This window comes from Caldifermentibacillus hisashii (genome assembly GCF_039654145.1).
GTDB classification, from domain to species: domain Bacteria; phylum Bacillota; class Bacilli; order Bacillales; family Caldibacillaceae; genus Caldifermentibacillus; species Caldifermentibacillus hisashii.
In genome coordinates this window covers 1,016,419-1,043,280 of record NZ_CP155467.1, presented here as the reverse complement: position 1 = coordinate 1,043,280, position 26,862 = coordinate 1,016,419, and the positions used below count along the sequence as shown (strand labels likewise).

The window sequence follows — 26,862 nt, the reverse complement described above, 5'->3', positions numbered from 1 at the left end:
TTTTCGTCTAAAACGGTGACGAGAACAAGTCTCGTCGTCAAAAATTGGTCTTTTCCGCCTCAAAACGGTGACGAGAACGAGGCTCGTCGCCATCAAAAATAGTAATTAGAGAAAGTGATCGAGTTAAAAAAGCCATTTGCACATACCAGATAGCTTTTGGGTCGTCCAATATTTCATAATTATTAATCCGGGATATTGTTTATTTTTTCTACCCAGAAACAGTTCATCGTCCTATATTCTCCTAGATTGCCAATCAGGTACATAGTTTATTTTCTACCCAAACACAATTCATCATCCTATATTTCTCCTAAGTCTAAGCGATATAATTTCCGGTAGCGTTCGTTTTCCTTAAGCAGAGACCGATGATTTCCATGCATTGAAATCGCCCCATTGTCCAAAAATACAATTTGGTCCATTTTTTCCATCCCCATTAGATGATGGGTAATGAGAATAACCGTTTTTCCTTCCAAAGTTTTAAAAATGGTGTCCAGTAAATCCCGCTCCGTCAATGGATCGAGACCGACAGTTGGTTCATCCAACACAACAATTGGCGTATTCTTCAATAAAATTCTTGCCAGCGCGATCCGTTGTCTCTCCCCACCGGAAAAACGTTGCCCGGATTCTTCCATTTGGGTATCCAGTCCTTTTGGCAAAGAATGAATATATTGATCCAATTTCACTTGCCGGATAACGTCTTCAATTTCTTCCCTCGTTGCCTCCTGATTCCCCAAACGAATATTGTTTTCCACCGTCGTTGCAAATAAATAAGGTTTTTGGTTCAATACACTGATAACTTCATAAATCTGTTCACCATATCTGCTTGCCGACAAGTCACCAATCTTAACCGTACCATTATCCGGTTTCATTGCCCCGATTAACAGCTGTAATAAAGTAGATTTACCGGCACCGCTCTTACCTAGCAAAGCTACCTTCTCTCCGGGGCGAATTGTCAGATTGATATTTTTTAAGGCCGGTTCTTTATTCGACCCATACGTATAATCAACATGTTCAAAATAAATGACAGGATTCGTTGCAATTTCAAACGATCCAACCACACCTTGAGTTCCATTATATTGATCGATATTTTCCAGCCGCTCTAATGACTCTTGATAAGCCGGAATTTTTTCGATTGCATTCGAAACCGGAATTAAACCTTCTAAAATCGGCAAAGTCACCAGCGTGAAAGAAGCAATGTACGCCGGCAGTATTTCTCCTTCAAGCGCTTCAAAACCTGCCCAAATACCGACAAATATCAAAATAAGTCCGGATATCACTTGCAGTTGAAATGTGCGGGCATGATTCCAATCCGCTAACTTTTTCTCAATCTTATTCGTCTCCCTGCTTTCCTTCATAAATTGGAAGATAAATCGCTCCTTGTTTCCGCTAATCATCCAATCGCTAATGCCAAGTACTGCGTCGGTAAACATTTTGTACAGTCGATTCCGCTTTTCCTTCACTTGAATTTGTCGCTTCTTCAAAAAATACAAGGATAAAAGTGGATAAACGACGATGATTACGGCAAGACATACGGCAATCCAAAGAGCAAAAAACGGATCAAATATCGCTAAGCTTGTAACCGAAAAAACAAATAAGAATAACGCAACAATAGTTGGGAAAATTGTTCGAATATACGCATCCTGCAAATGTTCAATATCATCGGCCAGCGTTCCGACCAAGTCCCCTGTTTGGAATCGCGAACGAATAAACAAAGCTTGCGGCTCCAGTGCGTCGTACAACCGCACACGCATATCCGCTAAAATTTTCAATACCGTATTGTGCCCAACCAATCTTTCCATATAACGGACGACCGGGCGAGCAATACCAAACGCCCGCACAAGAACAATCGGTACATATAACATTAAAATATTGTAAGGCGCCTCAGCTGCTCGTGTGATTAAGAACCCTGAGGTGAAGGTAAGCATCGAAGCAGTTAAAAAGGTTAAAAAACCGAGAAAAACGGTTGCCAGCATGAACCATTTATACTGTTTTATAAATGGACGAATATATTTATTAAAGTTTCTCATCTAACTTACCTCCCCTCGATGAACCTTGACTAACTGTGTAAATACACCATTTTTTCTAAAAAGTTCATCCGGTGTTCCGCTTTCTGCAAGCCGACCGCCATCCATAACGAGAATATAGTCCATTTCATTCATCCAGTGCAGCCTGTGCGTTGCAAAAAACACTAACTTATTATCAAGCAATGGAAGCATGATTTCTTTTATATCATGTTCCGTTTCAATATCGAGATGGGCGGTCGGTTCATCAAAAAACATGATCGGACGATTCGTCAACAGTGCCCGAGCCAGAGCAATCCTCTGTTCTTCGCCGCCGCTTAACGCTCTTCCACCCTGTCCGATTTTTTCATTAAGGCCATTCGGGAATTGACTGATTAATTCTGAAAGACCGGTTCGTTCCGCTGCTTCTGTAATTTCTTTGTCTGTCGCATTCGGTGCATACCACATAATATTTTCCTTGACCGTCCCTGAAAAAATATATGGATGTTGCGGAATGTAAGTTACTTGATCTTGCCAAGCTGCCACTGAAAAATCCGGAATTTCAACCCCATTAATAAAAAATGACCCGCTTGTCGGCTTTGTAAACCCTGATAAAAGATCAATCAATGTAGATTTCCCGGCTCCGGATAATCCAATAATTCCTATTTTTTTAAAACCGCGAATGGTAAAATGAATATCCGCTAATACTGTACGATTTTCCTCTGTAAATGTTTTTGTTAAACCACGAACAACTAATTCTGACTCTTTGTTCCAATCGGGTAAATTGACAGTCATAACCTGCTTCTCACCGTCATCCAAATTAAGTAATCCACGGATTTTTTCCCCTGATTCCTTTCCGTCCATCGTTGCGTGATAATCATTTCCCAGTTCACGAACGGGCAAGAAATACTCCGGTGCCAAAATTAATATCGTCAACGCTGCCAAAAAATCTATTTGTCCATTAATTAATCGTAATCCAAGTTCAACCGCAACCACCGCAACAGACAAACTGGAAAAGAAATCCAAGGAAAAGGATGAGAGAAAGGCTACCCGCAATGTACGTACCGTTGAAATCCGGTATTTATTGCTCACCGAATAAATGGCCTCGCGATGTCCTTTACTCCGCCCTAAAAATTTCAATGTCACCAAACCCCGTAAGGAATCAACAAAATGTCGAGACAATAATTGATAATTTTCCCATTTATTATCTTTCTGCTTTTGGGCAACAAGGCCTAATAGAATCAAGAAGATGATAAGAATTGGCATCACAACAATTAATACAACAGCTGAGGTTACATCCATCGTAAAAACATAAATAACGATACTTGCCGGTATAAGTAAACATGATAAAAATCTTGGGATAAATAATTCAAGATATGTTTTATAGCTTGGAATGCCTTCTAAACATAAAGCAATAATATGACCGGAACCTTGCCTGCTGATTGTTTTCGGACCGATCATAAAAACTTTTTCTACTAAATCATTTTGAAGTTGAGAGGATGTTTGATCAGCAAAACGATAAGCGATACGTGATTTTAACCATTGGAGAAAATGTCTGAATACATGGGCAAGGAAAAACATAGCAAAAAAGGGAAGGGCACTGAACCCCGCCCCTTCATATACAGTTATAATGGCCTTAGCAAGGAACCCTGCCTGCGCGATAATTGCTAAACTTTGCAATACGGTCAGGATTCCAATCAGCACAAATGTTTTTTTACTATCTTTATAAAGAAACAGATTTTTATCCATCAGTATTCCAAATGCTCCTTATGTGACACACGTTTTCTAAAAATATAGTAGCTCCAAATCGTATATGCTAATACAATCGGTACCATTGTTAAGGCAACAATAGTCATCACTTTAAGTGAGTAGGCTCCCGAAGCTGCTTCATAGATCGTGATATTATTTACCACATCCGTCGTGCTAATCATGACATTCGGGAATAATGCAATGAAAAACGATGCCGTCACAAGGACTAAGATGAGCCCGGTTAAAGTAAAGCTAAATCCTTCTTTCTTATCTTTAACCATTTTATATAAAGCTAAATAAAGAAGTACTGCTACAGCATACATTGGAATAATGATTGCTCCACGGTTGGCGTAAGCATCTGTGAATATCCCTGTTAACACAACGAACAAAACAATGACTGCACCGGTTACCCAATAAATTTTTAACGCTTGTTCGCGGGCACGGGCACGCAATTGGCCGTTTGTCTTCATCGTAATAAACATTAAACCGTGCAAATAGGACAATAGAACAAAAGCAATTCCACCAACTAATGTAAATAGATTTACCATATCTCCGAAGAAAGTGGCGTGCATATTCATATTTTCATCAATCGGAAGTCCTTTAATCAATCCTGAAAAGAGTACGCCGACCAAAAACGGCGGGATTAAACTGCCAAGAAAAATCGACCAATCCCATGTAGTTTTCCATTTGGCCGCGTGATGTTTTCCCCGGAATTCAAATGCCACCCCTCTGGCAATCAGCGCAAGCAAAAGCAGCACGAATGGCAAATAATAGCCGCTAAAAAGCGTTGCATACCAATGTGGGAAAGCAGCAAACATCGCACCACCGGCTGTCAATAGCCAAACTTCATTCGCATCCCAGTGCGGTCCTATCGTATTGATTAATACTCGTTTTTCTGTTTCATTTTTCGCCAAAAATTTCGTACTCATACCGACGCCAAAGTCAAAACCTTCCAGAAAGATAAACCCGACCCATAAAACGCCAATCAGTAAAAACCACAATTCACTTAATTCCATTTAACAGCACCCCCTGCATTTGCATCAAAAGGATCTGTTGCGGTTGTGTCGTCTTTCAATTTTTCATGTGGTCCTTGTTTAATCGTTTTGATAAACAAATAAACCATCGCAACAGCGAGCAATGTATAAATTAATGAAAACGCAATTAACGAGAAGAGAATTTGTCCGGAAGAAACACTCGGTGAAACACCGCTTTCCGTTAACATTAATCCGTTTACTACCCAAGGCTGACGACCAATTTCCGACATCATCCAACCGGCAGAGTTAGCAATATACGGTAAGAATAAAGCTCCGACTAACCATTTCAAAAAACGTGTACTCGTTTCAAGTTTTTTCCTCCGTAGTAAAATCAAACCTATTAAGCTAAATAAAATCATTAAACCGCCGGCAGCCACCATAATCCGGAAGCTCCAGAATGTTGTTTTTACAGGTGGAATGTAGTTCCCTTCTCCGTACAAGTCTTCATATTGAGCTTGCAGTGCTTTCATTCCCGGAAGATCACCGGAAAATTTCCCATAAGATAAATAACTTAATAAATATGGAACTTCCACTGACCAATTATTTTTTTGATTTTCCGTATCAATACCGGCAACGACTGTCCATGGAGCCGGGTCTGTTGTATTTTCCCAAATTGCTTCAGCAGCAGCCATCTTCATCGGTTGAGCTTCTACTAAATATTGAGATTGTGCATGCCCGGAAAAAGCAATCCCCAGTGTTGATACTAGACCTACAATTAATGAAATGTTCATTGATTTTTTGAAAAACTCAATGTCGCGTTTTTTAATCATATTCCAAGCTGAAATACCTATAAGTAAAAATGCTGCAGTACAAAGACTTGCGAAAATTGTATGTGGATAAGCCACCAATAATTTTTGATTTGTTAACAAGCCTAAGAAATCATTCATTTCCGCACGACCATTGGCAATTTCATATCCAACCGGGTTTTGCATGAATGAGTTAGCAGCCAGTATCCATAGAGCAGATAAGGCCGTCCCAATGGAAACTAACCATATGCTGGCCAAATGTAGTTTTTTCGGTAACCGTTCCCAACCAAAAATCCATAATCCGATAAAGGTCGATTCCATAAAGAATGCAAGCAGTGCCTCGATTGCAAGCGGTGCCCCGAATACATCCCCAACAAAACGCGAATAATCAGACCAGTTCATTCCAAATTGGAATTCTTGAATAATCCCGGTCACAACACCGACGGCAAAATTAATTAAGAAAAACTTGCCCCAAAACTTGGACATTTTTTTGTACATTTCGTCCTTCTTCACCACATAAAGTGTTTCCATTACAGCAATGATGAACGCCAAACCGATTGACAGTGGAACAAAAATGAAGTGGAACAGAGTTGTTGAAGCAAACTGTATCCGTGCCAGTAACACTTCTTCCATTTCCGCTTTCCCCCTTTAAAATTTTCAGTTCATTTTTACCTAATCTTATTTAAGAATTATAATAACTTACATATTAATCATATAGGTTTTTCCTATCGCAATGGTGGAATTATTGTGGAGTTATTTTGGAAATCCTGTTACAAATCAGACATACCATTTCGTCCAATTTGTGACATTTTTTACAATTCGCGGCATATATTTACCTTTTTGTGATTTTTATCACAGCAAAGGTAATTTCATTAATATAATTGAATGACAATTATCAAAAAACCCGAACCGGTAAACGGAAACCGATTCGGATCATTAAGCATATAACCTAATTCATTTTTTAACAGCTTTAAATTTAAATACGTTATTTTCCTCTATTCTCTCAATCTCTTTGTTCTTTTCCAAATAAATCAACCGTGTTAAGGACGCCATAAATGGACTGACCATTTTCTCAAGGCTTAATAAACCGTATACATCCAAACATACTTCCAATGCCGTTTTTGGGTTCGTTTCGACAGATTGATAAACTTGTTGCAATCTTTTTTGATGGCTGTTCTGAATCTCTTCAACTCGACCTTGTAAATCGTAAATCATCTCACCATGACCGGGCAGTGCAATATTCGTTGGATAGGCATCCAGTTTTTTTAATGAATCAAAATAAAGTTTTAATAAATCCATCTCTTCCCCGACCCATAGACCAATCACCGGTGAAACCTGTTTTAACACATGATCACCGAGAATCATAATTTTTTTCTCACGGTTGTAAAAACAATAATGGTCGTATGCGTGACCGGGTGTCCAAATCACTTCATACATATCCATACCTAACTGAATGTGATCCCCTTCATCAAAAAATGCATCTGGTTCAAATTCATAGATAAAACGTGTATCCGGCAGTCGGTCAGGAACAAACGGAACACCGTGGCTCATCACCAGTTTTTTAAACCGTTCATTAAAATTAGGACGACGATATTTTTTTATTTCACCATAACTTAAATTGGCTACAACAATAGGAACCCCCTTTTCCTGCTGAAACCATTTGGCAAGTCCGATATGGTCTTGATGAACATGGGTAAGGACCACTTTTTCAATTTTATAACCGGTCTCCAAAATTTCTTCCCATAAACGGATTGCTTTCTTTGAATACATACCGGTATCAATTACCGTATACCCGTCTTCTCCTTTAAGTAAATAACAATTTGTCGCACCCATTCCGCCTGAATAAGTTACGACAGCAAATTCTATATTTTCAGTTACTTTTTTTAACATGGAATCCCCTTCTTAACTAAATCTGATTTTAAAAATTGATTATATTTTATCGAGAATTGCAGGTTTTTGCAAAAAGAGCAACCTGAAAAGCGATTCATTGAAATATTCTGCTTAAAAATGGAGATTTTTGGAATACTATAAGTGAGGTGAAGGGGATGTATAAAAGTCACGAACGAAAGCTGATTTGGCTTACGTTTACGGTTGCTTTTCTTTTACTATTGTCCATTTTAGGTCGTATTTTTGGCGGATAAAATGATATTCTTCCCATAAATTCGCCATAATAGGAGGTTGTGTTACCAATTGATTAACGAGGAATCTGTTTTTTATAGTCGTGTATTAACGGAAACGACCCTTACTTTTCATATTATTTATGCCACCCTTGGCGTAGGCGTTCCACTAATGATTATGATCGCCCAATGGGTAGGCATTAAAAAAAATGATGAACATTATATTTTGCTTGCCCGGCGCTGGACACGCGGCTTTGTTATTACGGTTGCTGTCGGTGTTGTGACGGGGACGGCAATTGGATTACAGCTTTCCCTATTGTGGCCAAATTTTATGGAACTGGCCGGTCATATTATTGCTCTACCACTTTTTATGGAAACTTTTGCTTTCTTTTTTGAAGCGATTTTTTTAGGAATTTATTTGTACACATGGGATCGCTTTGAAAATCAAAAGAAACATTTATTGTTGCTTGTACCCGTTGCCATCGGGGCTTCCTTCTCGGCTGTCTTTATTACAATTGTGAATTCTTTCATGAACAGCCCGCAAGGCTTTGATCTAGTCGATGAGAAACTGACAAATGTTAACCCGCTCCTTGCGATGTTTAACCCGGCTATGCCGACCAAAGTAACTCATGTCGTGGTAACGGCTTATATGACAGCAGCGTTTGTTCTTGCTTCCATTGCTGCTTTCCGAATGCTAACCGGTTCCAAACATGTTTACCATAAAAAGGCATTGTTTTTCACGATGAAACTGGGACTTATATTTTCCATAGCAACAGCAGTAATCGGTGACTTTTCCGGAAAATTTCTTGCCGAATATCAGCCGGAAAAATTGGCCGCAGCCGAATGGCATTTTGAAACACATGGCGAGGCTCCGTTAATTATGTGGGGCATGCTCGATGAAAATAACGATATTAAATATGCAATTCAAATTCCTTTTGCCTTAAGTATTCTTGCCCATTGGCTCCCCGGGGCAGTCGTTACTGGCTTGGATCAATTCCCGGAAGATGAAATCCCACCGCTTTATATTCATTATTTGTTCGATACAATGGTAACGATTGGTATGGGATTAGTCGTCCTTTCCCTCATTTATTGGATCGGTGTGAAACGGGGCTGGGCTTTTATTCACTCTAAACTTTTCTTAGGATTGAGTGTACTGAGCGGACCGCTTTCGATGCTTGCCATTGAAGCGGGTTGGTGGCTGGCGGAAGTGGGCAGACAACCTTGGATTTTGCGCGGGATTATGCGGACATCCGAGGCGGCAACAACGAATAACCAAGTTGATTTGATGCTTATGCTTTTTTGTGGCTTATATATCATCTTGGGCATCGGCACAATTGTTGTTATGTCTCGCATGTTTAAAAGGAATCCGGTGGAACAAGAATTGAAAGATCGTGAAATGGAAAAAGGCGGTGTGCAAAAATGAACTTAGAAATAATCGGAATCTCCGTCTTATGGACATTTTTATTCGGATATATCATGATCGGCTCGATTGATTTTGGCGCCAGTTTTTTCAATGCATACAGCTTAATTGTTGAAAAACAACATATTTTAACAAAAATTATTCAACGATATTTGTCACCGGTTTGGGAAGTCACCAATGTTTTTCTTGTCTTCTTTTTTGTTGGCATCATCGGCTTTTTTCCGAAAACAGCTTTTTATTACGGAACAACCTTGCTTGTACCGATAAGTATCGGTGTTATTTTACTTGCCGTCCGCGGGTCATACTATGCCTTTGAAACTTACGGGGCAAGAGGTCATAAAGGGTATGCATTGCTTTACGGTTTATCCGGGCTCCTGCTTCCGGCATCCCTTTCCATTGTTTTAACGATTTCAGAAGGCGGTTTTATTACAATGGAAAATGGAGCACCGGTTTTAAATTATTGGATATTGTTTACAGAACCGTTAACATGGGCTGTCGTTTTATTAAGTGTAACTGCGGTATTGTATATTTCCGCAACTTTTTTAACATGGTACGCGAATCAAGCCGGTGACACGGAAGCAACGAGATTAATGAGAAAATATGCCTTGCTATGGGCATTTCCACTGATTTTTACGGCCGCCGGGATTATCGTCGAATTACGCGGGCACAACCCGGACCATTACGAAAAATTAATGAGTTTATGGTGGATGTTCGCCCTGTCGTTTATACTTTTTTTGCTCACGGTTTGGTTTCTTTGGAAAAAAAGAAATTACGGAAGTGCATTTATTTTACTTGTCATTCAATTTGCCCTCGCCTTTTTTGGCTATGGTATCAGTCATTATCCCTATTTGCTTTATCCTCATTTAACGTTATATGACAGCTTTACGAATAATGCAATGGCGATTAGTTTAATTGTCGCCTTTATTCTCGGTTTTTGCTTGCTGGTCCCGTCCCTTTATTTACTGCTTAAGTTGTTCTTATTTAATAAACAATATGTTTCGGGAAAATAAGAAAGGTGGTTTTTGTAAATGAAGGAATTTCTTATATTTGTTGCCCCGTTTCTCGTTTTATTTGCAACGATTTTTTTCGCCTTTTGGGCTGCATTACAAGATGGATATAAAAATAAAGGTACGCCCCGCTGAAAAATATTCGCGGGGTTTAATTTTTTCTATTGACCTTTACGTTACGTTAAGGTGTATGGTTTTTTTAAAGGGAGGTGTAACAAATGGAATACACGATTCAAAAATTAGCTCAGTTGGCGGGCATTAGTACTCGAACACTGCGATATTATGATGAAATTGATTTATTGAAGCCTGCACGAATAAATTCATCCGGCTATCGATTATATGGACAAAAAGAAGTAGACCGGCTGCAACAAATTATGTTTTACCGGGAATTAGGATTTCCATTGGAGACGATTAAAGAGATAATGACAAATCCGCTGTTTGATGAAAGAAAAGCTTTACAAGATCACTTGAAACATCTTCTTGAAAAAAGAAAGCAAATTGATCTTTTGATAAAAAATGTACACCATACAGTAGAAAATTTTGAGGGGAGAAGAAACATGACTGATCAAGAAAAGTTTATTGGTTTCAAGAAACAATTAATCGAAGAAAATGAAAAGAAATATGGGAAAGAAATTCGAGAAAAATACGGCGATACGACGGTTGACGCATCTAATGCGAAACTAATGAATTTGTCGGAAAAAGAGTATGCCGAAGTTACTGAATTAGCGGAGTCAATAAATAAGCTACTTGCTGAAGCGATGAAAACCCAAGACCCAACCGGAGAACTTGCCCAAAAGGTAGCCGACATGCACAAACAATGGCTAACCTACTATTGGAATGACTACAGTAAAGAAGCACATCAAGGACTTGCACAAATGTATGTCGATGATGAACGGTTTAAAGCTAACTATGATAAAATTGCCCCGGGTGCAGCTGAGTTTTTACGGGATGCGATTTTTGTTTATACAGGAAATGGAAAAAGTTGATTGCATGCTTTCTTAATTTTAATTCAAAAAAGGATACCTAATTTTGAAGTTTAAAACCTTGATTTTATAATCGGAAATGTCTGATGATACGCAAGCTTTCACTGAACAATTTGCCATGAACCTTCGAACAAGCAAAGGGGACTTTTGTCCAAAATGGATAGAAGTCCCCCTGATTTCTTTTTATGCGGTTGTTTTTCCCGTCAAAATATCCATAAACTCTTCACCGGTAATGGTTTCTTTTTCAAATAAATATTTCGTAATTTCATGGAGCTTATCTTTATTATCTTCTAAAATTTGAATGGCTTTTTCATGACATGATTTAATAATCGACAATACTTCTTCATCAATTTTTGCCGCTGTTTCCGAGGAGACCAGTAACGTGGTATCTCCTCCTAAATACGGATTGTTCACCGTTTCAAGAGCCATCATATCAAATTTTTCACTCATACCGAAGCGAGTAACCATCGCCCGGGCAATTTTAGTCGCTTGTTCAATATCATTGGATGCACCGGATGTGATCGAACTGAAAATAATTTCTTCAGCAGCCCGGCCACCCATGAAGGTTGTTATTTTATCCAGAGCCTGCTCTTTACTCATTAATACTTGCTCATCTTGTTCCACTTGCATTGTATAGCCAAGGGCACCGGACGTCCGGGGGATTATCGTAATCTTATGCACCGGAGCCGTATGTGTTTGTTTGGCTGCAACTAGGGCATGTCCAACTTCATGGTACGCAATTCGTAATTTATCTTTCGTTGACAATACTGCATTTTTCCGTTGATAACCGGCAATAACGACCTCAACCGATTCTTCCAAATCTTCCTGGGCAACGATGTTTCTGCCGAATTTTACCGCACGCAATGCCGCTTCATTAATAATATTGGCCAAATCGGCACCTGATGCCCCGGGTGTCGCACGAGCAATTGCATTCAGGTCGACGTCACCGGCCATTTTTACTTTTTTCGCATGAACTCTTAAAATTGCTTCCCGACCGCGTAAATCCGGTAATTCAACCGGGACTCGCCGGTCAAATCGGCCCGGTCTGAGTAACGCTTTATCTAAAGTTTCCGGTCTGTTTGTTGCCGCCAATATAACGACACCTTTATCCGGATCAAAACCATCCATCTCGGTCAACAATTGGTTTAGCGTCTGCTCCCGTTCATCATTACCACCGTAACCACCGGCATTCCGGCTTTTCCCGATCGTATCAATTTCGTCAATAAACACGATACATGGCGCTTTCTCAGTTGCTTGTTTAAACAAGTCACGCACACGAGCCGCACCCATACCAACAAACATTTCAACAAACTCAGAACCGGAAATAGAAAAGAACGGAACTTTCGATTCACCTGCCACCGCTTTTGCCAGTAACGTCTTCCCTGTTCCCGGCGGTCCGACAAGCAGTGCCCCTTTAGGAATTTTTGCGCCGATATCTTTGTATTTGGACGGATTATGCAAAAAGTCAACAATTTCTTGTAAGGCTTCTTTTGCCTCATCTTGCCCGGCGACATCAGCAAAGGTAATTCCTGTCTGAGCTTCTACATAAATTTTTGCGTTACTTTTCCCGAATGTCATCGGACTCGCTCCACCTGCACCTAATCGGTCACCTAATTTTTTTGAAAGATAACGTCCGATTAAAATAAAAATCAATAAAGGTAAAATCCAAGAAATTAAAAATGTCATTAACGGAGAAAGCTCCCGCGGAACGATTTTTGTAAATTTCACATTTGCATCATGCAGGCGATCGACTAAATCAGGGTCTTCAATTACCCCGGTACGATACATTTTTTTATCATTTGCATCTTTCGGTACAAAGTTAATATAGTTGTTTTCAATTTCCACTTCAGCTACTTGATTATTTTCAACCATATCTAAAAAGGTACTGTAATCAACATCTTTGACATATCGACCGGATATCGTTGGAAATACAAAGGCATTCAATAAAATGATGACTAATAAAATTATACCGTAATAGTATAAATAAGTTTTTTTCGGCGGTTTTACTTCTTTCACTTTCATTCCTCCAACTTGTTGTTCAATTTATTTATTCCCTATTTCTATCTTTTCAAATAAAATATCCAATAATTTTAGGCCTTTGATAATTGCATCCAAAGTTTCCTGTTTTTCCCCGGATAAGATGGATTGAATTTTTTCTTCAAAGATCTGATCGATTTCGCTCATAACGGATAATCCTTTGTCAGTTAAAGATATATTAACGATTCTTTCATCTCGTTTATCCCTATTTCTTGTCAAAAATCCTTTTTGCTCTAATTTTTTACACATTGATGAAATATTTGCTCCGGCTACACGAGTATGTTCTGCCAAATTTCCAATCGTTGTCGTCCCATCCTTAAATAATTTCAACAATAAAATCACTTGCATGCCGGTCAAACCAAACTCGAGTCCGGTTTTATTTAATGAAGCGGTAAGATGGTCATTTATTTTTCTCGAATAATTTAAAATAGAAAATTTAAATTCATCCACATTCAAACCATTCACCCCTTAAACAGTTATATATTATATATATTATAATCTATAATTACAATGAAATGAAACCATTATAAATAAAAAGGGATAACCCACAATTTTCCAAAATTAATCTCATTGTGTTATCATAAACGTAATAACAGGGCAGTTTTTTAAAGAAAGGAGAAATGTGGCAATGTCTATTCATGTTAAATTGGGGAAATCTGATTTATATGTTAATCCGATTGGTCTTGGGACGAATGCAGTCGGCGGTCATAATCTGTATCCAAATTTAGATGAAGAAGTTGGAAAAGAAGTTGTTCGAACCGCATTAACGCACGGGATGAATTTTCTGGATACTGCTTTTATTTACGGACCGAAACGTTCCGAAGAATTAATCGGTGAAGTTATTCAAGAAATGGGGAACCGTCAAGAAGCAGTCATAGCAACAAAAGCTGCTCATAAATTTGTCGATAATAAAGTTGTTTTTGATAATTCACCAACGTTTTTAAAACAATCGGTAGAGGATAGTTTGTTGAGACTTAAAACTGATTACATAGACTTATTTTATATTCATTATCCGGATGAACATACACCGAAATATGAAGCAGTCGGTGCTTTAAAAGAATTGAAGGATGAAGGAAAAATTCGTGCCATCGGTGTTTCTAATTTTTCGTTGGAGCAATTAAAAGAAGCAAATAAAGATGGCTATGTTGATGTTTTTCAAGGTGAATATAATTTGCTAAATCGCAGTGCTGAAAAAGAAATATTCCCTTATACAATTGAAAACCAAATTTCCTTTATCCCATATTTTCCTCTCGCATCCGGTTTACTTGCGGGAAAGTATACAAAGGATATGGTATTCAATGATTTACGTGCCAAAAAACCGCATTTCCAAGGTGAAGCATTTATTCGCAATTTGGAGAAAGTTGAACAATTGCGGCCAATTGCCGAAGCAAAAAATGCTGAAGTCGCCCACGTTGTCCTTGCTTGGTACCTGGCCCAAGCCGGAATTGATGCAATCATCCCGGGCGCCAAAAAACCGGAACAAGTCCTATCCAACCTCAAAACATTGGATGTACAATTAACGGAAGATGAAATTGTACGGATTGGTGAGATTTTTCAATGAGTTATTCAAAATAAAAGACCTTGATCAGGACATGACCAAGGTCTTTTTGTACCACTTTATTTTTAATGAAAAACTTAGCTCATCACCCACTTATCTTTCAAAAACAAAATTCGGCTAAGAATAAAGATAATAATCACGGCGGTAAGATTACTCAACACCGTAATGAGTATATGTTCGCAGTTTATCACGCCAAACAGTAATTCCTTCAATATACTGAAAATGTTCATAATCGGGATGGCAAAATGATAAAAGGCAAATTCGTTGACTCCGATACTGGAAATAATCATTGTTGGGAATACAGCTAACATCATGATTGGTGTACTGTAGCTTTACGCTTCTTTCACCGTTTTTGCCACAATACTTGTCAACATGAGCAATGCGGCATTAAACATTGAAAAAACAATGATGACAAGTAATGACAACAGAACAATCATCCAAACATTCTCCCCAAAGGAAAGACCACTTTTTAAGTTCTCTGTAAAAAAGGCAATTTCCACAATTACAACAAGCAAAGTGATTATTCCCGTTAGAACACCAATAGAAGAGATGGATAGCCATTTCGATAATAATAATGTCGAACGATTTACCGGTGTCATCAGCAATGCTTCCATCGTTTTCTTTTCTTTTTCACCGGCAAATAAATCATAAGCACTCGGAGCCGCACCGATGCCAATGGCTAACACCAACATAAGCGGAATCATCATCGCCAATAAATTACTGCCAATATCATCTTCAGAAATTTCCTTTTGTTCAATGACAAATGGCTGTAGCAAATTCGGGTCAGTTCCGGTTTGTTCCAATCTGCTTGAAACAATCATCTTTTCATACGAAGAAAAAGCATTCGTTACTAATGTCATCAAAGTAGAAGAATTTTGACTAAATGAGTTTCCAATCAGAGTAATCGTAGCCTTATCCCCGCTTTCAATGCTTGCGGAAAAAGCCGCTATTTCCCCTTACAAGAATACAATTAAAAGGTGAATATTTTGCAAAACATTTGTTACTGGGCACTTAGTTGTTTGTTACATATGAAAACACAACAAAAGGTGCCGGACATGAAGGAGTTGGGACGAAACTTATCCAAGACATTGTAAAAAAACATGATGGCTTCCTCGATTTTATCCATAAAGATGAAACATTTACAGTAAAAATAAAAATCCCGGCAATTCAATAATTTTATAATAAAATGAAAAAGGCATTTCTATCGGAACATCCATGCCTATGTTCTCGATAGAAATACCTGTTTTCCAAATTATTTATTATCAATCAAACCCGCTTCGATTAAAAAGTCTTTGGCTACTTTTTCAGGTGATTCATTTAAACTATCTACCTTATAATTCAGTTCCCGCATTTTTTCATCCGTTAATTTCCCGCTAAGCAGATTAAGAACTTCCTCCAATTCAGGATGCTCTTTTAATGTTTCCTCTTTAATAACTGGAACTGCGTAATATGGCGGGAAAAAGTGTTGGTCATCTTCCAATACAGTTAGCTTGAATTCCTCTAAAAGTCCATCCGTTGAAAATGCATCGATCACATCTGCTCGATTATTATTGATTGCTGTATAGCGCAAACCGCCATCGACCGCTTCAACACTTTTAAAGTCCATATTATATTTTTCACTGAGACCTTTTAAACCATCCACACGGTTTGTAAATTCAATCGTTCCGCCCAATACCAACTGGTCACTAACCTTGGCGAGATCAGAAAACGTTTTTAATCCGTATTGTTCCGCCGTTTCCGGTTTTACCGCCAATGTATAAGTGTTATTGAAACCGAGCGGCTGTAAAATTTTCAAATCATATTTCTCGTTAAAATTCTTTTGAACAATTTTGTACACCTCATCAGGATCATTCACCAGTTCCTTTTTCAAAAGATTAATCAATCCTGTCCCAGTGTATTCAACATACATATCAATTTCCCCGCTGTTAATCGCATTAAAGACAACTTGGGTTCCACCGAGATTTAATTTTCTTTCCACGTCCAAATCCGTTTTTTCCTCAATTAAATCGGCCAACATATTACCTAAAATCATTTGCTCACTAAAATTTTTCGAGCCGATGACAATGGAATCTTTTTTATTCATCATGGAATAACCAACGCCGGCACTTAATAAAAGGACAAAAACAATCGCAGTTACTATTAAGCCTTTCTTTTTAGATTTCTTTTCTGTCCTCTTTGCGGCAGTTTTGTTGTTTCCAATATTATTTGTATAAGATATCCCATTTTCAATTTTTCCGATTAGATAATCAATAATTAAAGCTAAAATACAGGCAGGGATTGCACCGGCCAAAATCATATTATTGTCAACTGATGAGACACCGGAAAAAACGAGATAACCTAAACCACCGGCACCAACGAAAGCTGCAATCGTCATTAATCCGACCGCCGTCACAGCCGAAATACGGATACCGGCCATAATTACCGGCATTGCTAACGGTAACTGAATTTTCGTCATTGTTTGCCTGCTTGTTAGCCCGATTCCTTTCGCTGCTTCCAGTATATCCTTATCAATATTGGCCAGACCTGTATAAGTGTTTTTTATGATGGGAAGTAATGAGTATAAGACAACCATCACAATTGCCGGCGTACTTCCAATACCGATAAACGGAATAAGAAAACCAAGTAAAGCAAGACTTGGTATCGCCTGCATCACATTAGCAAACCCAATAATTGGTTTTGCTAAATTTTTATTTTTAGAGATAAATATACCCAAAGGTACACCAATTACCGTTGCAACAAATACGGAAAAGATTGTTAAATAGATATGCTCCCATAATAAACTTAAAACTTGCCCACTATTATTTCCTACATATTGGAAAAACTCACTCATTAAAATGCCACCTCCAAATCAAGCAATTGACCGCTTAATACGGACAAGATCGAGCTTCTTGTAATTAATCCCGTTAGCTGATTTTTTTCACTGACCACTGGCAGGTAGCCGATTTTATTTTCGTTCATAATTTGTAATACAGTAATCAAATTTTCATCTTCCGTTACGGATAAAATATTTTTCTCCATTATTTCTCCAACCGTTGTTGCACGGTTTTGTAATTGGATTGATTTTAACGTAACCAGGCCAATTAAAGATTGTTGTTTATCCGTCACCAACAAACTGTCCACTTTATTTTCTTTCATAATCTCAATGGCTTGAAAAACGTTCCTTCGCGGTGAAACTTTAGCCGGGTCTGAAATCATAATGTCTTTTGCCTTTAAAACTTCAGGATTATTCCAAACCCGCCTTTTTCCAATAAATTCTTCAACATATTCTGATGCCGGATTCTTCAATATTTGATCTGGGGTATCATATTGGATGATATGACCTTCATTCAAGAGGCATATTTTATCAGCAATCTTAATTGCTTCATCCATATCGTGGGTAACAAAGACAATGGTTTTATTTAATTCCTTCTGCATGGAAAATAATTCGTCTTGTAAGGAGTTTCTTGTGACGGGGTCCAATGCACTGAACGGCTCATCCATAAGAATAATATCTGAATCTGTTGAAAAGGCTCTGGCTACACCGATCCGCTGCTTTTGCCCACCACTTAACTCACTTGGATATCGGTATAAATATTCATCTGGTGCCAGACCAACCAGTTCAAGAAGATCGTTCGTTTTCCGTTTAATTGAATCGGAATCTTCCCCCTTCAATTTCGGAATCAACTCTAAATTTTCCTTAATAGTCATATGCGGAAAAAGTCCCGTACTTTGAATCACGTAGCCGATATTTCTTCTTAACTCAATTGGGTCTTGTTTCGAAATATCTTTTTCATTGACATAAATTTTTCCGCTCGTCGGTTCTAAAAGACGGTTTATCATCTTTAATAGAGTCGTTTTCCCGCATCCGCTTGGCCCGATAAAGACGACAAGCTGTCCTTCCTCAATATCAAGATTGAAATCACGTATAACTGTTTTTTGATTATATTGTTTCGTAATGTTTTCAAATCGAATCATTAAATTCCCCCCTAACAAAAAAGTAACAATCCAATTATAACAGATAGATTGTTACTTGTCTAAGGAAAATACTTTTTTCCATGATTTGGAAGGATCTGTCCCTTGCTACAATAACATTTGAATTCCGACAAAGCGAGCTTCTTTATAACATTTTTCCCAGCATTTGATACATGTGGCTACTGTCGGAAAAAACCTTTGAGTAAGGATGAAAAGAATGGAAGGTTCATTTTATGGTAAGATAAGGGTAAATAGGCAAAAAGATTTTTGTAAAGGATGAAAGACATGCAAATACGAACTCAAATGCCGGCTTATCAGAGAATTGCGCTTGATATTGCAAACCGGATTTACAATGACGAATTAAAAGTTGGAGATAAAATATTCGGACGTTCAACACTGGCTAGTGAATATCATGTCTCCCCGGAAACCATTAGAAAAGCAATTAAAATATTGGAAGATGTCGAAATTGTAAAATCAACAAAAGGAAGCGGTGTTGTTATCACTTCAAAAGAAAATGCATATAAGTTCATCCACCGCTTTTCAAATATGGAAAGCTTAAAGGATTTAGAGAAAAAGACAAAGGAATATTTACGAGATAGAGAAACACTTGATAAGAAAATATTTGAAACAATTGAAAAGATCATTGATTATTCCGGGAAGTTGCGGAATACAAATCCTTTAATTCCAATAGAAGTAGAGATTCCGGAAACTTGTCGGCATATTGGTAAAACCGTAGGGGAAGTGAAGTTTTGGCAAAATACAGGCGGAACTGTTGTGGGAATGAAAAGAAACGGGCAATTAATTATTTCTCCGGGGCCTTTTGCGACATTCCAACCGGGAGATATTCTCCTAATCATTGGTAGTGAACAAGTTTTACAGCGGGTCACCCATTTTTTTAATGAATAAGATGCATATCTGTATAGATTGCTGCAAAACCAAAAAAATCGTCCGTTTCCTCTTGACATAGTTATTAAAAACACAAAACAAGCACTAAAAAAAGACCGTTCTTGACATCCCATAAAGGTATCAAGAATGGTCTCATTTTTTAATTCTCGGCAACTGCCTCACGAAAAGATTGATCGTTCTGTTTTCTGTCTTTTTCTTCAATAGGTCTGGCACGTTTAATGAAAAAGGCCAGCACTAATGCGATGACTATAATAAATGTAGAAACTAGGAATGTATGATTAATCCCTTCCAATAAAGCTTCTATTTGAATATGTCCGATTTGTTCAGGGGTTAATGCCCCGTGTGCTTTTGTCATGGCTGCTTTCATCAATTCTTCAGCATGGCTTTCTTGTCGATTAGACATAACGGTAATTAAAAATGCCGTACCAATAGCAGCTGATACTTGGTTAAATGTATTGTTCATCGCTGTTCCGTGCGGGTACAGGCGTGGCGGTAATTGGTTTAATCCATTGGTTGATGTCGGCATCATAACCATCGACATACCGAACATCCGAAAAATATGCAATATGGCTACATGCGTAAATGTTGTATCAAATGTTAATTTACTAAAGAAGTATGTGGTAATCGTTAAAATAGATAATCCTGTCACTGCTAATATTCGTCCGCCAAATTTATCAAACAACCGCCCGGTAACAGGGGACATCAAACCGTTGATAATGGCACCCGGCAGTAACATCAATCCGGACTGCATAGGGGTCAGTCCAATGACCGACTGAGCATAAATTGGTATAAGCATAAATCCGGAGAATAAGGCCATGTTTACAACCATTGTAATAACAGCAGCCAATGAAAACATCGGGTACTGAAATACACGGAAGTTAAGCATCGGTTGTTCGAGCTTCGATTGACGCAAAATAAAAATGAATAAGGAAACGACACCCACAGTTAGAGTTGCATAAACCTGTACATGATTCCAACCGGAATTACCGGCCGTACTGAAGCCGTAAAGCAGCCCGCCAAAGCCGAACGTGGATAATACGAGAGAAAGAAAATCCAAGTGAATATCAACTTTTTCCTTTTTATCTCTTAACATCATAAAACCAAAAATCCAAACAGCCCCTGCAATAGGCGCAATTAAATAAAATAATGCACGCCAGTTAAAATGTTCGACAATCCAACCGGATAATGTCGGTCCAATTGCCGGAGCAAAAGTTAAGATTAACCCAAGTGTTCCCATTGCAGCACCCCGTCTTGAAACAGGGAAGCTAACCAATAATACGTTCATTAATAATGGCATGAGAATGGCTGAACCGGATGCTTGGGTCATCCGTGCCAATAATAAAATTGAAAAGGTAGGTGCAATTGCCCCAACGATTGTCCCTGCCGTAAACAACCCTACTGCTGTTAAAAATAAACGGCGGACAGAGTATTTTTGGATTAGAAAAGCAGTTGTCGGGATCATAATTCCGTTTACTAACATAAATCCCGTTGTCAGCCATTGTACGGTTGACATTTTTACATCTAAATCCTTCATAATAGAAGGAAGTGCGACGTTCAAAAATGTATTATTTAAAAAAGAAATAAATGCTCCGACCATTAATATCGCTATGATCCCATAAGGTGGTTTTTTCGTAATGGAATCGTCCATAAACCTTCCTCCTTTTATACTAGCAGTTCATATTTTTATACCTTTATTTCACATAATGAATATCATATACCATCAATTTGATTTTTGCAATAAAAAAACTTTACCTATTTTTATTTGTAATCATAAAGACTTTCCTATAGAATTTTGTGTAGGTAAACTAACTAATGACTAGGTGATTTGGATGCATGAGCGGAAAAAACAAGTAATAAAAATGGCTCATCAATTATTTATTGATAAAGGATTTCATGCTACTTCCATTAATGACATCATCGAATATAGCGGTATATCGAAAGGCACATTTTATAATTACTTTTCCTCAAAAAACGAATTAATAATAGAACTTTTTAAAACCAATTATAAACAATTGGAAAAAGATCGTAACGATTTATTAATCGGACAAGATCCGGCTAACTTTGAAATTTTTATTAAACAAGTTGAAATACAAATATATATGAACCAGAAAAATAAATTGATTTCTATTTTTGAGGAGATTATCGTTTCCCGAGACGAGGAATTAATGCGATTTTTTAAAAGAGGGCAACTTCGAATTTTAAAATGGTATTACAATCGGTTTATTGATCTTTTTGGTGAAGATAAAAAACCGTATCTTTTAGACTGTGCGATTATGTTTATCGGTATTTTACACAATAATTTGAAGTATTATGCGATGGCCTATGAAGGAAGAGATGAACTGCGTATACAAGACGTCATTCGTTATAGTTTAAATCGGATTATCCGTGTCGTCGATGAGGTGGAAAAGGCAAAGGAAAGTTTATTTTCCCCCGAGCTGCTCGATCAATGGCTTCCCGAGTCGAACATTAATAGCATGGACGACCAACAAATCTTATATCGGACGATTTTATCCTTAAAAAAACAGCTCGTCCATAGAAAAGAAGTGGCAAACTATATAGAACTGTTAGATTTTATTTATGATGAATTACTAAATAAAGAAGAGCCGAGACAATTCTTAATTTCTCTTGCCATTCGCTCATTAAAAGAAAGTAAAGAGCTCTTTGATCAAGCTCAACTGGAAAAATTGGAAAAAATTGTAGTGAATTTTAATAAGAAGTGAAAATGCAAAAGACCGGGTATCCCTCTCCCGGTCATTTGCAGCTTTACACAGTAAGCAAAATCATGGTGAAAGAAAGCCAAACTAAATAGTTTAATGAATAGATTAAATTCATCTGTGCCCATTTTTCCAAGTTTTTTGTACTGAATCCTTTGGCGGCTAAAAAAATCCAGCCGACCGTTAATAAAGACGAAACAATCACAAGTATCGGACCGAATAAATGGTATAAGAAAAATGGGATCGGCAGTAAACAAATAATATATAATAAATTTTGTCTTATTGCCGTACCCATTCCGGAGACCACAGGTAACATCGGCACACTTGCCGCTTGATAATCATCAAATCTTTTTATGGCAACGGCCATCGTATGCGGTACTTGCCAAATAAATAATATGGCAAACAGGACAATCGGAACAATATGATCAGCAGGCTGAACGGCTGCCCAACCGATGAGTGGAGTAAAGGCGCCGGAGATACTCCCAATCACGGTATTTAGTGTATATTTTCGTTTTGACCAAAATGTGTAGAGAACAACATAGACGAACCAGCCCAACAATGAATAAACGGTTGCCTCCAACGTAGTAGCCAACATAGTGACCAGTCCTAAGATTGTTGTCATAATTCCGGCCCACAATACTGCTCTCATGGAAAAATGACCGGTAACAGTTGGCCGTTTTTGTGTGCGTACCATTTTCCGATCAAGGTCAACTTCATACCAATTGTTAATAATAAGGGCGCCGGAAATAACCAGCGTACTCCCGATCATTGTTAACAGAAATAGCGATATATGGTCACGAAAACGTTCTCCTGCAAAATATAAAGACAGCCAATATGCTGTAAAAACCGGTAAAACATTAGCAACAAGTACTTTTCCCTTTAATAGATACTTAACATCTGTCAGGAATTGAAGGATGTTACCCACTCCTTTGTTAGAAAGAACTACTCTTTCCTCCATAAAATATATCATCCTTTTATAAATTTATTCTTTGTTATAAAGTAAGAATGCATAGCTACTTTACTATCATAACATGGAATATTAAACTTTGTGAATGCTTTTGATTTGCTTGGGATGATAAGGAAAACTTACCTGGATGTGTCTGGACAAGGGCTTTTCCCTATTTAAACTGAGATAAAGCAGATTCCCCGGGAAATTTTATCCCGCCTTAACAGGTAGTAAGATAACTACTTCAAGTTTTTCGAGTGATAGGTGGGGATGATGTCCGATTGGTTCAACTAACCATCAGTGAAGGATGAAGACCCCCCACTGATGGAAGTTTCACTTTACTGAGGTGATCGAAAATCCTTTTTTAATAAATCCGGATTTTCGTCGATATCTTTTACCGGGTCAATATGAATCACGATTTCAATTCCTAATTCCTGTTCAATTTTTTGTTCCAGTCCATGAATGATAAAATGGGCATCTGCCACGGTCATTTCCGGCGGTACAACGACATGCATGGAGGCCATTAATCTCCCCGGGCCATAGTCATGAATTTTTAAATCATGAACATAATTGATGGTTTGATTTTGATCAATGAGATATTGAATTTTGTCAAGTAATTCCGGATCCGGGGAAGTGCCTAACAGAACATTGACCGAGTCTCTTGCGGTTGTAAACCCCGTATAAATAATTAAAATAGAAATAATAACCCCTAATATTCCGTCAACCGGAAATTCAAGTACAGCTCCAATAGCCGTACCTGCAATTACGCCTGTTGTTGCAATCGCATCATTTAAACTGTCTTTAGCCGTTGCTTTATTCATACTTGAATTGATTAAAATACCAATATAGCGATTATACGAGTACATCCACAATTTAATTAAAATCGACAGGGATAGAATGATTATTGAAAACAAATTGATTTGAATGGCTTCCGGATGAATAATTTTATTAATCGAATTCCGCAATAGTTCAATACCCACTCCGAAAATAATAAAAGAAACAATTAATGAGGCGACATACTCAAATCTTCCATGACCATATGGATGTTCCTTATCCGGCGGCTTACTGCTAAATTTTGCCCCTAAGATTGTAATGAAGGAAGAACCGGAATCCGTCAAATTATTAAAAGCATCCGAAATTATCGCAATGCTATTCATCAAAATCCCTGTCACAATTTTAATAGAGAACAAAATCAAGTTGCAAATAATTCCCAGAATTCCGGAAAGAATACCGTAGTTTTTACGTACATTATTATCTTTTATATTTTCATAGTCGGAAATAAATTTTTTGATAATGAGCTTTATCATGTAAAGTCTCCTAACTAAAACAATTAAACAACAACTTTATTATGGCACGAAACCAGTTATTTTTAAACAAAAACAATGAATTTTTGCAATTTAACCTATGACTCATTTTTTGCCGTTTGCCGGAAAGGAAATTGTTTTTCTTTCGCTTAAATAGGTCGAACTTAAAATCAATATCCCACCAATCATTTGGGCAAAGCTCATCCCTTCTCCTAAGAAAATGGCGGCCATAATGACTGCGGAAATCGGATCAATATAGCTGAAAATAGCGATTGTATGACCATTTAATTCTTTTAAAGCTGAAAAATAGAGAACATAGGCTAATCCCGTATGAATAATCCCAACAATAATCATGAATAAAACTGATTTTCCATCCAGTGAACCGATATTAACCGTTTCATTCAGGAAAACATAGGGCAGCAAAACAAGAGAAGCGAGGGACAATTGAGCAACCGTCGTCTCGTAATCCGGTAAATTTTTAATAAATTTATTCATTACTATCACACTTGCATAAAAGGCAGCCGCCAGTAAACCATACATAATCCCTGTTACATGATCATATCCTTCTCCGGCATCGGTATCCGTCCCGACGATAAGAAATAATCCAACCATGGCACTTACGATACTCGTTACCTTCATCCATGTTAATTTCTCTTTTAAAATTAACGGAGCTAGTATCATGACAAAGATTGGCGCGAAATAATAACTTAAGGTTGCATTGGATATCGTTGTGTAACGATAAGCTTCAAACAAAAAAATCCAATTAAAACCGATTGCCCCACCGGACAAAATAAGGAGTGCGATATTCTTTTTTGATGTATGAAAACGGATTTTTTTCCTTAAGACGGAACTGGCAACAAGTAAAAATATACTCCCGATGATCCCCCGAAACAATGCAATTTCACTGGAGGAAAGATGAATATTTTTTACAAATAAACCGATGCTGCCGAAAATCAACATGGCGGTAATCATCTTTAGTTTCCCCGGCATATATACTTCCTCCAACTTATTCTATATAATCTTGCAATTTAGCGGTTAATTATTATTTTACAATAAAACGAACAAGGTATTATATAACTTTTTATAAAACTAGACCCAAGACAAGATGTCCCAAGTCTAGTATGAGCTAATTTAGGCAGCGGATTTTTTTACACGATGATCGAGTGCCGATCCGATTTTCATGAAAATAAACACACCAAAAAATCCGATAGCGGCAATAAAAACAGTTGTAGCCAAATTATTTAAATACGCACTTATCATAACTGTGATGGAACAGATCAATTGAGCCAAATTATATCCCATCCCGCTGACAGCTAAATAGGAACTTCTGGCGTGAACCGGCGGGAGACTTGCTTGATAGTTTTGCTCAACCGGAACACGGACAACCTCGGCAACAGAGGCTAATACCATTGCGATAAATAAAAATGGAATATTGTTCGAGTAGGATATATAAGCATACCCAGCGACAAAGACGAACGATCCGAGAATAATCACATGACGATCTTTGAAGCGTGAAACCATTTTTGCAGCAAATAAAGCCATTAATACGACAAGTACAGTATTTTCCGTCCGCAAAAGACCGGTCATCTCAATGCCATCAAGTTCCCACCAAAGAAATCGTTGTACCGGCATTTCGCTTTCTAATCGAATTCCGACATAATTACTCAATTGAAACTCTAATGACATAACGAAAACAATGGCCATACAATACAGAATGAACAGATGATCCCGGAAAACTTCCCGATAATTGCGCAACATTTGACATATATGCTGAAAAACTTTCTGATCTGCAACTTGTTCCGGAACATAGCTCTCATCAATAAAAAAGACAATAAGTATAACAGTAATAAGTGCAGTTATTGACAAAGCAATTAACAATTCAAAAAGGTAATCTTTAAAAAGAAATCCGCCGAGTGACCCTCCAATTGCAATCGATAAATTATTCGCCCAATACATAATGGAAAACATATATTTTCGCTCATCGGGTTTACTGACATCAATCAACATTGCTTGATTTGCCGGACCACCCAATGACCAGCAAATTGTGTTAATCGTCATCATGAAATAGGTAATTAGCGGTGACGTAAACCAAGGGGAATTACAAATCATCATAACTGTAAAAGCGAAAAACCGTAACATTTCCGCAAAAACGATTAATTTCTTCCGGCCAAAACGGTCAGAAACATAACCGCCAAAAAACGATAAAGCAATGCCGATAAAAACATTGACAAGAAGAAGAATTCCGGTAATTTTTACGCCAAAGTGATTCGACAAGTAGATGGCCATGAATGGAAAAATCATATTACTAATTGCCGTACTTAAGAAAGATTCAATAATTCGAATTTTAATCGTCCGGTGAAATTGAAAAAATATTATTTAAACTCCCCCCTTAA

At 37.8% G+C, this 26,862-nt stretch carries 24 protein-coding genes; 8 read left to right on the top strand and 16 right to left on the bottom strand.

Annotation, left to right across the window (positions count from 1 at the left end; genetic code table 11):
• Window positions 1-296: 296 nt before the first annotated feature.
• From cydC to NSQ14_RS04825, 5 genes are all read right to left on the bottom strand, one after another.
• Window positions 297-2,024 carry a thiol reductant ABC exporter subunit CydC gene (gene cydC / locus NSQ14_RS04845; protein ID WP_034768642.1) on the bottom strand — a complete coding sequence of 576 codons (1,728 nt, stop codon included), beginning with the start codon at window positions 2,022-2,024 and terminating at the stop codon, window positions 297-299.
• Complete coding sequence (gene cydD / locus NSQ14_RS04840; protein ID WP_034768640.1) at window positions 2,025-3,746, bottom strand: thiol reductant ABC exporter subunit CydD; 1,722 nt, start codon at window positions 3,744-3,746, stop codon at window positions 2,025-2,027.
• Entirely contained in the window at window positions 3,746-4,762 is a 1,017-nt protein-coding gene (gene cydB / locus NSQ14_RS04835) for a cytochrome d ubiquinol oxidase subunit II (protein ID WP_034768638.1), read from the bottom strand. Before cydB ends, cydD begins: the two co-directional genes overlap by 1 nt.
• Complete coding sequence (locus NSQ14_RS04830; RefSeq protein ID WP_251241523.1) at window positions 4,753-6,159, bottom strand: cytochrome ubiquinol oxidase subunit I; 1,407 nt, start codon at window positions 6,157-6,159, stop codon at window positions 4,753-4,755. The genes cydB and NSQ14_RS04830 overlap by 10 nt, the downstream gene beginning before the upstream one ends.
• Window positions 6,160-6,480: 321 nt before the next feature.
• Window positions 6,481-7,416: an MBL fold metallo-hydrolase gene (locus tag NSQ14_RS04825; protein ID WP_346216954.1), complete on the bottom strand. Its 936-nt coding sequence runs from the start codon at window positions 7,414-7,416 to the stop codon at window positions 6,481-6,483.
• Between the two features lie 300 nt (window positions 7,417-7,716).
• Here NSQ14_RS04825 and NSQ14_RS04820 point away from each other — a divergent pair, with 300 nt between their 5' ends.
• The 4 genes from NSQ14_RS04820 (at window position 7,717) to NSQ14_RS04810 (ending at window position 11,056) form a co-directional block, all read left to right on the top strand.
• The gene (locus NSQ14_RS04820) at window positions 7,717-9,066 is read left to right on the top strand and encodes a cytochrome ubiquinol oxidase subunit I (RefSeq protein ID WP_346216953.1); all 1,350 of its coding nucleotides are present in this window, start codon (window positions 7,717-7,719) and stop codon (window positions 9,064-9,066) included.
• Window positions 9,063-10,073 (top strand): cytochrome d ubiquinol oxidase subunit II, encoded by a 1,011-nt coding sequence (locus tag NSQ14_RS04815; protein WP_251241526.1) that lies wholly within the window; start codon window positions 9,063-9,065, stop codon window positions 10,071-10,073. The genes NSQ14_RS04820 and NSQ14_RS04815 overlap by 4 nt, the downstream gene beginning before the upstream one ends.
• A gap of 18 nt (window positions 10,074-10,091) precedes the next feature.
• On the top strand, window positions 10,092-10,205 hold the full coding sequence (cydS, locus tag NSQ14_RS18875) for a cytochrome bd oxidase small subunit CydS (protein ID WP_375293555.1): 114 nt from the start codon (window positions 10,092-10,094) through the stop codon (window positions 10,203-10,205).
• A gap of 83 nt (window positions 10,206-10,288) precedes the next feature.
• The gene (locus tag NSQ14_RS04810; protein WP_346216952.1) at window positions 10,289-11,056 is read left to right on the top strand and encodes a MerR family transcriptional regulator; all 768 of its coding nucleotides are present in this window, start codon (window positions 10,289-10,291) and stop codon (window positions 11,054-11,056) included.
• 180 nt (window positions 11,057-11,236) lie between these two features.
• On the opposite strand, the gene ftsH is transcribed toward NSQ14_RS04810, so the two are convergent.
• On the bottom strand, window positions 11,237-13,069 hold the full coding sequence (ftsH, locus tag NSQ14_RS04805; protein ID WP_346216951.1) for an ATP-dependent zinc metalloprotease FtsH: 1,833 nt from the start codon (window positions 13,067-13,069) through the stop codon (window positions 11,237-11,239).
• A 27-nt stretch (window positions 13,070-13,096) separates the two neighbouring features.
• Window positions 13,097-13,540: a MarR family winged helix-turn-helix transcriptional regulator gene (locus tag NSQ14_RS04800; RefSeq protein WP_251246247.1), complete on the bottom strand. Its 444-nt coding sequence runs from the start codon at window positions 13,538-13,540 to the stop codon at window positions 13,097-13,099.
• Window positions 13,541-13,718: 178 nt separating this feature from the next.
• Between NSQ14_RS04800 and NSQ14_RS04795 the strand changes: the two genes are divergently transcribed.
• Window positions 13,719-14,651 carry an aldo/keto reductase gene (locus NSQ14_RS04795; protein WP_034768625.1) on the top strand — a complete coding sequence of 311 codons (933 nt, stop codon included), beginning with the start codon at window positions 13,719-13,721 and terminating at the stop codon, window positions 14,649-14,651.
• Window positions 14,652-14,725: 74 nt separating this feature from the next.
• Here NSQ14_RS04795 and NSQ14_RS04790 read toward each other — a convergent pair whose 3' ends face one another.
• Together NSQ14_RS04790 and NSQ14_RS04785 are read right to left on the bottom strand one after the other, a co-directional pair.
• A complete protein-coding gene (locus tag NSQ14_RS04790; RefSeq protein WP_346216950.1) occupies window positions 14,726-14,962 on the bottom strand; it encodes a hypothetical protein in 237 nt (78 codons plus the stop codon).
• Between the two features lie 18 nt (window positions 14,963-14,980).
• Window positions 14,981-15,577 (bottom strand): ABC transporter permease subunit, encoded by a 597-nt coding sequence (locus tag NSQ14_RS04785; protein ID WP_412679855.1) that lies wholly within the window; start codon window positions 15,575-15,577, stop codon window positions 14,981-14,983.
• Between the two features lie 86 nt (window positions 15,578-15,663).
• Here NSQ14_RS04785 and NSQ14_RS04780 point away from each other — a divergent pair, with 86 nt between their 5' ends.
• A complete protein-coding gene (locus tag NSQ14_RS04780) occupies window positions 15,664-15,822 on the top strand; it encodes a GHKL domain-containing protein (protein WP_081912272.1) in 159 nt (52 codons plus the stop codon).
• A 78-nt stretch (window positions 15,823-15,900) separates the two neighbouring features.
• Here NSQ14_RS04780 and NSQ14_RS04775 read toward each other — a convergent pair whose 3' ends face one another.
• Together NSQ14_RS04775 and NSQ14_RS04770 are read right to left on the bottom strand one after the other, a co-directional pair.
• Window positions 15,901-17,478, bottom strand: coding sequence for a glycine betaine ABC transporter substrate-binding protein (locus NSQ14_RS04775; RefSeq protein ID WP_034768623.1), 1,578 nt, complete (start codon window positions 17,476-17,478; stop codon window positions 15,901-15,903).
• Window positions 17,478-18,602 carry an ABC transporter ATP-binding protein gene (locus NSQ14_RS04770; protein ID WP_034768622.1) on the bottom strand — a complete coding sequence of 375 codons (1,125 nt, stop codon included), beginning with the start codon at window positions 18,600-18,602 and terminating at the stop codon, window positions 17,478-17,480. The genes NSQ14_RS04775 and NSQ14_RS04770 overlap by 1 nt, the downstream gene beginning before the upstream one ends.
• 282 nt (window positions 18,603-18,884) lie before the next feature.
• Between NSQ14_RS04770 and NSQ14_RS04765 the strand changes: the two genes are divergently transcribed.
• On the top strand, window positions 18,885-19,505 hold the full coding sequence (locus NSQ14_RS04765; protein ID WP_034768620.1) for a TrkA C-terminal domain-containing protein: 621 nt from the start codon (window positions 18,885-18,887) through the stop codon (window positions 19,503-19,505).
• Between the two features lie 139 nt (window positions 19,506-19,644).
• On the opposite strand, the gene NSQ14_RS04760 is transcribed toward NSQ14_RS04765, so the two are convergent.
• Window positions 19,645-21,153 (bottom strand): DHA2 family efflux MFS transporter permease subunit, encoded by a 1,509-nt coding sequence (locus NSQ14_RS04760; RefSeq protein ID WP_346207094.1) that lies wholly within the window; start codon window positions 21,151-21,153, stop codon window positions 19,645-19,647.
• Window positions 21,154-21,334: 181 nt separating this feature from the next.
• Here NSQ14_RS04760 and NSQ14_RS04755 point away from each other — a divergent pair, with 181 nt between their 5' ends.
• Window positions 21,335-22,225, top strand: a complete 891-nt coding sequence (locus NSQ14_RS04755; RefSeq protein ID WP_346216949.1) for a TetR/AcrR family transcriptional regulator — start codon at window positions 21,335-21,337, stop codon at window positions 22,223-22,225.
• Between the two features lie 43 nt (window positions 22,226-22,268).
• Here NSQ14_RS04755 and cyoE read toward each other — a convergent pair whose 3' ends face one another.
• The 4 genes from cyoE to NSQ14_RS04735 form a co-directional block, all read right to left on the bottom strand.
• Window positions 22,269-23,177: a heme o synthase gene (gene cyoE, locus NSQ14_RS04750; protein WP_034768612.1), complete on the bottom strand. Its 909-nt coding sequence runs from the start codon at window positions 23,175-23,177 to the stop codon at window positions 22,269-22,271.
• Between the two features lie 326 nt (window positions 23,178-23,503).
• The gene (locus NSQ14_RS04745) at window positions 23,504-24,472 is read right to left on the bottom strand and encodes a cation diffusion facilitator family transporter (protein ID WP_051989004.1); all 969 of its coding nucleotides are present in this window, start codon (window positions 24,470-24,472) and stop codon (window positions 23,504-23,506) included.
• Window positions 24,473-24,574: 102 nt separating this feature from the next.
• Window positions 24,575-25,459: a DMT family transporter gene (locus tag NSQ14_RS04740; RefSeq protein ID WP_034768610.1), complete on the bottom strand. Its 885-nt coding sequence runs from the start codon at window positions 25,457-25,459 to the stop codon at window positions 24,575-24,577.
• Between the two features lie 141 nt (window positions 25,460-25,600).
• Window positions 25,601-26,803: an MFS transporter gene (locus NSQ14_RS04735; protein ID WP_269147484.1), complete on the bottom strand. Its 1,203-nt coding sequence runs from the start codon at window positions 26,801-26,803 to the stop codon at window positions 25,601-25,603.
• Between the last annotated feature and the right edge of the window lie 59 nt (window positions 26,804-26,862).